This is a genomic window from Paenalcaligenes sp., assembly GCF_030152715.1.
GTDB lineage: Bacteria > Pseudomonadota > Gammaproteobacteria > Burkholderiales > Burkholderiaceae_B > Paenalcaligenes > Paenalcaligenes hermetiae.
Genome location: NZ_JASLIX010000042.1, coordinates 1 through 6,506, shown reverse-complemented (window position 1 = coordinate 6,506; position 6,506 = coordinate 1). Strand labels below are relative to the sequence as shown.

Below are 6,506 nucleotides of genomic sequence, written 5' to 3'. Positions count from 1 at the left end.
CGATCCTATGATCGCCAAGCTCATTGTCCATGGCTCAGACCGAGACGATGCGCTACGTAAACTACAGCACGCACTTGAGCAAAGCTACATTGCCGGCTTACATACGAACCTACGCTTCTTACACCGATTAGCATGCGATGACGCCTTTATGGCCGGCGATGTCGATACAGGGTTTATTGAGCGTCGTTATGACTCGCTTTTCCCTCAACCGCGCCCCGCCGGCCTATTGGACTTAGCCGTAGCCTTGGCCGCACAGCTACACCAATATGGGGTAAGTTGTAGTCAAAACCCAACAGTTCACGCTGATCCATGGGATCAAAATGATTTTTGGCGTGCTAATGACCTGCTGTACCGCCATTTTGTGTTTGCCGATGGGGATCAAACCAGTTCCCTACAGCTACGCCGTGAGCATAATCAATGGTATTTACAACACAACGACACCACTACGCCATTTGCCTGGCAGGTCGAAGCAACAGAACAATCTCTACGTGTGACCATTACCCTAGGTGATCAGCGTCTTCATGCCACGGTCTATGGGCAAGCCCCAGAGTACGATATCCGCTACGGTAAAATCCAACGCCATCTTACTTATGTCGACCCGCTAGCGGTGGATCCATTGGCCGAGGAAGACAACGGCGGCGGCCTGACGGCTCCGATGCCTGGCAAAGTCTTATCTTTAGCAGTACAAGCTGGGGACACCGTCGAGGCGGGCCAACTGCTACTGGTTCTGGAGGCCATGAAAATGGAACACGCGATTACCGCTCCCCATGCTGGCACCGTCAGCGAGCTTTTCTTTAACGCAGGCGATCAAGTCACTGAGGGTGCGGCCCTGCTTGCCATCGAAATTACAGACAACTAGATTTGCACCGCGGCCTAATTCAGCGTACAGTTTTACTTAAAACCGTGTAGGCTTTATGTAGGCCGCGCAATTTTTTTGATGGTAATACTCCATGTTCGATATATTGGTTTATCTTTTTGAAACCTATTACACTCCCCAAGCTTGTCCTAAAGCCGAGATCCTAGCGCATAAACTAGCAGCCATTGGTTTTGAGGACGAGGAAATCAACGAAGCCCTTAGCTGGCTCCATGGCTTACGCGAGTCCGCGGCCATGCATCAACCCTTATTACCTCAACATCATGCTCACAGCATTCGTGTTTTTACCGAACACGAACAGCAAGCCCTAGGCCACGAAGCCATTTCTTTTATCCGCTTTTTAGAAAACTCCGGTGCTTTACCTCCGGCCTTACGAGAAATCCTGATTGAACGCACTTTAGCGATTCATGAATACCCTGTGTCGCTTCCCACTATAAAAATAGTTGCTCTGATGGTGTTATGGAACCACGAGGTTGAGATCGATCATTTGGTTTTCGAAGAGCTATTAACCGACGATGAAAATCGTTTATGTCATTAATAGCCCTTTCTCCTTCTCATTAAGGCGCAGTCAATGGCTGCACTTTTTCATCTAACAGCTGATATAACAACGCTTTACCTGTAGGGGTCACTTTAAATTCGCCATATTGTGCTTGCGCAAAATAGGCCGCCTGTCCCTCTGGAAAAAACCAAGCATCAATACCACTTGGTAACCAGCGCCCTTTTTTATATTTAAGCTGCACAACCTGAGTCTGTTCCAATCCATTTTCACCTTGAGAAGGCGACCCCCACTGTTGCAGGTGCTCATCCCACCACCAAACATCCTTACCTAAGGGCTTTTGCACGGCCACAAGCTGCGCCACCCCCTGAGCATTAGGCCTCACATACACATTGAGCGTTTTCGCGCTTAAACTGCTCCTAGGGGCTTGAGCATCTGGTAACTGTCGTAACCACCGATCCACTTCGAAACTTAATGCCATATAATCGCCTTGCATCAATGCTCGTGGATCGACTGGCGCCAATTTCAACACCACCGACTGCCCTTCAGCCAAAAGCTTTTCTTTTGCCCACACATCCAGCCCAGAAACACTAAGGATTAGCCCCCACCCCACAATTAAACCTAATCCTAGACGCACATTCGTTTTTTTACCTAAATCTTTGTTGGCTAAACCCGTAGTGCCTTCCAGCTTTGTCCGATCATCTCGCAGTAACCAAGTAATTAAAGCCAATACGGCTCCTGCCAAGGCAAGCTCCATCGCCTTTGTGATCAACAATCGATCCTGTGCATAATAGTGCCCGCCTAAGGCAAATAAAAACACGATGCCAGCACACCATAATAAAACATGGTCTCGCCGTGCATAGGACCACAACCACGCAATTAATGCCAGATTAGCTAAGGGCACCGCCCATAACCAAACCATGCTTACTATGGCAAGCAGTAGACTGCCTCCTATGACCCATACCCACGCATACTGCCGCCATAATACATAAGCAAAGACAGCAGGAACCGCAGCACTCACAGCCCAACGTAGCCGCTGCAGTGTTACCTCCACACCACCTATAGCCGGAAAATCTACACTCAGTAGCCCCCCTCCTACTAATAAAGTGCCCCATGCCCACCAAAGCGGTGACAAATTCTGCTGCCAACGAGTCTTTTGCGCCATTACCCACGCCAAAAGCAACCAGCCTAAAAACAATCCCGTTAGCACCACATCGCTATAGTCAGCCCAATACTCCCAAACCTGATCCAATGACCAAAAAATACCATTAACAATGATTCCAAGCGCCATCAAGGCACTACTAAACCGTAGTGTCCAGCGAGAGTCACTCACCGCATACACAACCCCATTTAGCGCCACTAGCCACCCAATCACCCCCCAACTAGGCTGAGTGAGGACATCTAAACTCACTACGGCTAAAAAAACGCTGCTCAACCATAAAAACAAAGGCAGATCTTGTAACCATTTATTGGGATTTTTTTGAATGTAAATAATTACTCCTAGTGCTACAAGTAAATATAGGTGAGTAAATAAAGGCAATACCACCCCAAACAGCATCCAAAACATTAATAGGAAAAACATCACTACAATATGCTGTACCACCAAATAGAACGCACGCAAAAACCATGGTTCCTTTTGATGTGAGGACGGCTCAGTGTTGTGCCAGACGCGTCGTAAATCCCAAATCAAACCCCAGCCAACCGCTGCACAAAATACAAATAACAGTACGACCGACGAGGTCCACACCCCTATTGTCACTACAAAAAAACCTAGCGCTACGATATAAAAGCCACCATAAAAAATAGCCCCGGCAACCAAGTCTTGCTGACGACGCAAATACCAAGCGCCTAGCGCCCCTAAAATCAAAAGACTGATACCATTTTGCCACTCCATGTAGGTGTTTTGATATAACCATGCCACGCTTTGCCAAAACACCACGGCACTCATTAACAAAAACGCTGCCAGACGCCGCACTAATAAATACGGATCACGGTAATAAGGCGCAGCCCAATGGCTCAAAGCCAAAAACACCCCATTCAAAGCAATAAGAATGAGCTCATATAAAGAATTTGGCGCAAGTAACAGAGCAAAACCACCCCACGCGGGGTCCACTTCTAGGAACAAAAAAACGGCAACATTTGTCAATAACAAAACAATCAGTATGATAAATAGGGAACGCGTTACCACTAACCATGGCAACAGCAGCAGTGCCCAAACAGCAAAAAGCTGCCACGGGTCCGCCCCGGTTTGATAGCTTTGTCCAATTAAGGCCAGTAGTCCTCCAACAGCGATGGCAGCTAATGCTAAGCCCATGCTTGACAGGCTGAGCGCTCTAGACCAATCTGTAGGCACTTGCTGCGCGCGATACCACGCCAAAAATACAAATACTGTTATAGTTCCCTGTAACAAAGCCACGCGACCTACTTTAGGCCAGCTAAGCCAATTGGCGGCAATCGCCATTATCAGCGCGCTTCCAAGCAGCACCGCAGCCAACAACAGGCTGCTTGCGCTTAAGAACTGCTTCCATTCTGGCTGGTCCAAAATGGAGCCCTTTAACACTTTAACTTGCATAATGCGTTTTTCTCCTCGTATGATCTGCGCTATCAACGCGGACTTACAGCTACGGTACACCCATGACTAAAACTCTGATCATTGCCGAAAAACCTTCTGTTGCCCTGGACATTTCCCGTGCACTAGGAGGCTTTACCCGAGAAGGGGATTATTTTGAAAGCGAAAACTATGTATTGGCTTCTAGCATCGGCCACTTACTCAGTCTTGTCGCCCCCAACGATCCAGTCCGAGGCAAATGGAGTTTTACGCATCTGCCCGTTATCCCCCCACAATTTGAGCTTAGCCCATCAGACAAGAAGTCTACTGAAAGACTAAAACTGTTAGTCAAATTACTCAAGCGTAAAGACGTGGACAAAGTTATCAATGCTTGTGATGCTGGACGCGAGGGGGAGCTTATTTTCCGCTATATCATGCAGTATGCTAACGTCAATAAGCCCATTAAACGTCTCTGGCTGCGTTCCATGACGCGCGAAGCTATCCGTGAGGCTTTTAACCAGCTGCGTGATGACGAGGAGCTCAAACCACTAGAAGCCGCGGCTAGATCTCGTGCTGAAGCTGACTGGCTAGTCGGCATCAATGGTACGCGAGCTATGACCGCATTCAATAGTAAAGATGGTGGTTTTTTCAAAACCCCGGTGGGTCGTGTACAAACCCCAACCCTCACTATTGTTCATGAGCGCGAAGAGGCTATTCGTCGCTTCACCCCTCGTGATTACTGGGAGGTACATGCTGACTTTACGGCCTCCACGGGACAATACGCTGGGCGCTGGTTTGATCCCAAGTTCAAAAAAGATGAAGACGACGCGGAAAAACGCGATACACGAATTTGGGATGCCGAACAAGCACAAGCCATTGTGCAAGCTTGTGTAGGGCAACCTGGAGTCGTGACCGAGGAATCCAAACCGTCCAAACAACAGTCTCCTGCCTTGTTTGATTTGACCACGCTCCAACGCGAAGCCAACTCTCGCTTTGGTTTTTCTGCTAAAACCACGCTGGCTTTAGCACAAACCCTCTACGAGCGTCATAAGGCCTTAACTTACCCACGTACCGACTCTCGCTACTTACCTGAAGACTACCTGCAAACGGTCAAAGATACGGTACAAGCTATTGCCGATGCTGGGACAACGGCCTCGGCTTCTGTCCAACCTTTTGCACAACAAGCTCGCGATCAAGATTGGATCAAACTAAATCGACGCGTATTTGATGACAAAAAAGTTTCCGATCACTTTGCAATCATCCCTACATTGCAAGTGCCTCGTGAGCTTAGTGATGCTGAGTTCAAAATCTATGAGCTTGTCACTCGTCGTTTTTTAGCTATGTTCTTCCCAGCCGCAGAGTTCCGTATTACCACTCGTATCACACGAGTCAACGAACATCACTTCAAAACCGAAGGAAAGGTCTTAGTCAACCCGGGCTGGCTCAGCATCTATGGTCGTGAAGCACAAACCAGTGAAGATAGTCTCATCGCCGTACAAGCCAACGAAAGTGTCCAAACAGAACATATAGAAGCCCGTGCCCTGAGCACTAAACCTCCTGCCCGCTTCTCTGAAGCCACCCTACTTTCAGCAATGGAGAGTGCTGGAAAGCTTGTTGATGATGATGCGCTACGCGAAGCCATGTCCGAGCGTGGTTTAGGCACACCAGCGACTCGTGCTGCTATCATCGAAGGTTTACTTAACGAAGGCTACTTACGTCGCGAAGGACGAGAGCTCGTCCCAACAGCTAAAGCCAAGCAACTCATGACACTGCTCGCAGGTCTAGGCGTCCATGAGCTAACCTCACCCGAGCTCACTGGAGACTGGGAGTACCGCCTAAAACAAATCGAGCAAGGCCAACTCGACCGCGCCGACTTTATGGCAAAAATCGAGGACATGACCGAAGCCATCGTGCGACGCGCTAAAGAATATGAGCGGGATACCGTTCCTGGTGATTACGTCACTTTAGCTACGCCCTGCCCAGTATGTGGCGGCGTTGTCAAAGAAAACTATCGTCGCTATGCCTGTACCGCTTGCGATTTCTCTATCGGTAAGCACCCAGGGGGCAAAACCCTAGAAATCCCCGAGGTCGAAGAACTGCTGCAGAATCGCACCATTGGTCCTCTAACCGGCTTCATCAGCAAAATGGGCCGACCTTTTGCTGCCATTTTACGCATCAATGACGAAAACAAACTCGAATTCGACTTCGGCCAAAATGATGACGAAGACGACGAGCCGGTGGATTTTTCTGACCAAACCCCAGTGGGATCTTGTCCAAAATGCAGCGCCAATGTCTATGAGCACGGGGTACGCTACGTTTGTGAAAAAGCCGTTGGGCCAGAAAAAAGCTGTGATTTCCGTAGCAACAAAGTCATCCTGCAACAGGAAATTTCCCGCGAGCAAATGCATAAACTGCTCACCGAAGGCAAAACCGACCTACTAGAAAACTTTGTCTCGAACCGTACCAACCGCAAGTTCAAAGCCTTTTTAACGCGTGACAGCAAGGGTAAAATTAGCTTTGAGTTCGAACCGCGTGCAAGCAAAGCCGCGAAAAAAACCACAGCAAAAAAAGCGGCTAAAAAAGCGACG

Annotated in this window: 4 protein-coding genes; 3 read left to right on the top strand and 1 reads right to left on the bottom strand. The window is 48.7% G+C overall.

Translation table 11 applies throughout. From position 1 onward, the window contains the following. Both Q1V74_RS03255 and Q1V74_RS03250 read left to right on the top strand, forming a co-directional pair. Nucleotides 1–859: biotin/lipoyl-containing protein (locus Q1V74_RS03255; protein ID WP_300647038.1), on the top strand; the 859-nt coding region annotated here is incomplete at its 5' end. Between the two features lie 91 nt (nucleotides 860–950). Continuing rightward, a complete protein-coding gene (locus tag Q1V74_RS03250) occupies nucleotides 951–1,412 on the top strand; it encodes a DUF494 domain-containing protein (RefSeq protein ID WP_260650995.1) in 462 nt (153 codons plus the stop codon). Between the two features lie 19 nt (nucleotides 1,413–1,431). On the opposite strand, the gene Q1V74_RS03245 is transcribed toward Q1V74_RS03250, so the two are convergent. Then, complete coding sequence (locus Q1V74_RS03245; protein ID WP_300647037.1) at nucleotides 1,432–3,942, bottom strand: GDYXXLXY domain-containing protein; 2,511 nt, start codon at nucleotides 3,940–3,942, stop codon at nucleotides 1,432–1,434. 62 nt (nucleotides 3,943–4,004) lie between these two features. Between Q1V74_RS03245 and Q1V74_RS03240 the strand changes: the two genes are divergently transcribed. Continuing rightward, nucleotides 4,005–6,506: DNA topoisomerase III (locus Q1V74_RS03240; protein WP_300647036.1), on the top strand; the 2,502-nt coding region annotated here is incomplete at its 3' end.

What these genes read in the sequence shown, in the direction of transcription:
- Q1V74_RS03245 (WP_300647037.1), bottom strand. Translation starts at nt 3,942, where the DNA reads ATGCAAGTTAAAGTGTTAAAGGGCTCCATTTTGGACCAGCCAGAATGG.
- Q1V74_RS03250 (WP_260650995.1), top strand. Translation starts at nt 951, where the DNA reads ATGTTCGATATATTGGTTTATCTTTTTGAAACCTATTACACTCCCCAA.